At 46.9% G+C, this 1,746-nt stretch carries 3 protein-coding genes; 1 reads left to right on the plus strand and 2 read right to left on the minus strand.

Annotation, left to right across the window (positions count from 1 at the left end; translation table 11 throughout):
* Together AC3DOM_RS15435 and AC3DOM_RS15440 are read right to left on the minus strand one after the other, a co-directional pair.
* The coding region (locus tag AC3DOM_RS15435) for a homocysteine S-methyltransferase family protein (protein ID WP_487919936.1) at positions 1–636 on the minus strand (636 nt) is incomplete at its 3' end.
* 208 nt (positions 637–844) lie between these two features.
* Positions 845–1,045: a hypothetical protein gene (locus AC3DOM_RS15440; RefSeq protein ID WP_487919937.1), complete on the minus strand. Its 201-nt coding sequence runs from the start codon at positions 1,043–1,045 to the stop codon at positions 845–847.
* Between the two features lie 307 nt (positions 1,046–1,352).
* Here AC3DOM_RS15440 and AC3DOM_RS15445 point away from each other — a divergent pair.
* Positions 1,353–1,746: metallophosphoesterase family protein (locus tag AC3DOM_RS15445; RefSeq protein WP_487919938.1), on the plus strand; the 394-nt coding region annotated here is incomplete at its 3' end.

Genomic DNA, 1,746 nt, shown 5'->3' on the forward strand with positions numbered 1-1,746 from the left:
GGTGGTCCCACAATTGGCTCCCACCAGGGTTGCGCCCTTTTTCTGATAAGACTTGACCACATCCGTTGGTTTGACACCCATCATCGTTCTGACACCTCGATCATATGAAAAGGAAACCACGATGGGCAGATCAGTCACGGAGCGGGCCCCTTCAAAGGCTGCGTCCGTTTCATCGAAGGCAAACATGGTCTCAATTACCAATAGATCCACACCGCCCTCAGCCAGGGCCTCGGCCTGCTCTGCAAAACTTGCAGCTGCCTCCTCAGGATCCAATGGGCCGTAGGGTTTCATCAGAGCGCCAATTGGACCGATCGAGCCAGCCACTAACACCTCGCTCCGTTTTGAAGCGGCTTTTTGGGCCAGCTCCACTGCCCGTAAATTTACTTCCCTGGCGCGATCTGCGTACTTCGACTCTTTCATCCGGATCCCGGATCCGCCAAAGGTGCAGGTCAGAATAATGTCGGAACCGGCATCCACAAAAGCGGTAGCCAATTCCAGGATGGTATCGGGGGCGTCCATCACCAAATCTTCGGGCGCTATCCCGGGCTGGATGCCCATCTTCTGCAGGTTGGTACCGGTCGCTCCATCTGCGACCAAAATTTCATCAGTATTCAGTCTTTCAAGAAATTTATTCATCCTATCTCCATAATGAATTCAACTACTTTTCATTGAATTAGATCCAAGAAGCATTATACAGGAAGTTTATCGGCAGATAAACACAATCCATAATAAAAAATCAAGCTTTCAAACTTCTTGAACAATCAGATACACCCACACCGGTATCAGGGTAGCCCAATAAGCGGTCATCCAAATAATGCCGACGAGGCCGCCCCAGGCCTGGGATTCAGTGGAAGACGATATTATCCTTGTAGCGGACCGGGAAGAGACAGCGAAATGCGGACACGGCGAAAAAAATCTGCGCGGGGATCAGAACATGGGCATCCACGGAAGCCAGAGGTGGAACGAAGGTTCGACCCAGGAAATAGAGATTCACCAGGGCGCCAAGTTTTAACAACCAGAGATAATTTTTCAGATCCTTACCCATACTTTGCCTCTCCCGGACTTGCATGGATTAATATTGGTCAACAAACATAATAGCTGATCTATTATAAGAGGAAAATATTATCTAAATATCCATCCTAAAAATATCCCGTTGTGGCGACTTTAGTCGCTCTTTACGGCTGAAGCCGTTACTACAAAAGAATTTCAGGATAGGTTCTAAGCTGATCCGAGAGTCAGGAGGCTCTCCGCATATTCAGGAATATTGCCAGAAATCTTGTCATATATACAAAGAACCCACTCAACCAAAATTCCTTGTCCTTTCCACTAAACTAAGGCAAAATAAACGCGAAATGAAAATCCTGACTGTCAGTGACCTGGTTGTAGAGCGACTTTATACCCTTGCTGCAAATCATTATTTTGATGAGATTGATTTGCTTTTTGGCTGTGGCGATCTGCATTATGAGTATTTGGAATACCTTCTTACCATAGCCAGGATACCACTTTACTATGTGCCAGGAAATCATGATCCAAAGTATGATGAATACAATAAGGAATCAAAAGCAGAGGGGGGAGTGAACCTGGATTTAAAAACCACACGCGTTGGCAATTTATTGATCGCCGGGATTGGCGGCAGTATCCGCTATCGTCCAAATGGGGTAAACCAATATACACAAACAGAGATGTATCTACGCATCCTTAAACTTCTCCCGGGTTTGCTGCTAAACCGTCTGCGCTATGGCCGGG

The sequence above is a fragment of the Candidatus Desulfolinea nitratireducens genome, from assembly GCF_982879505.1.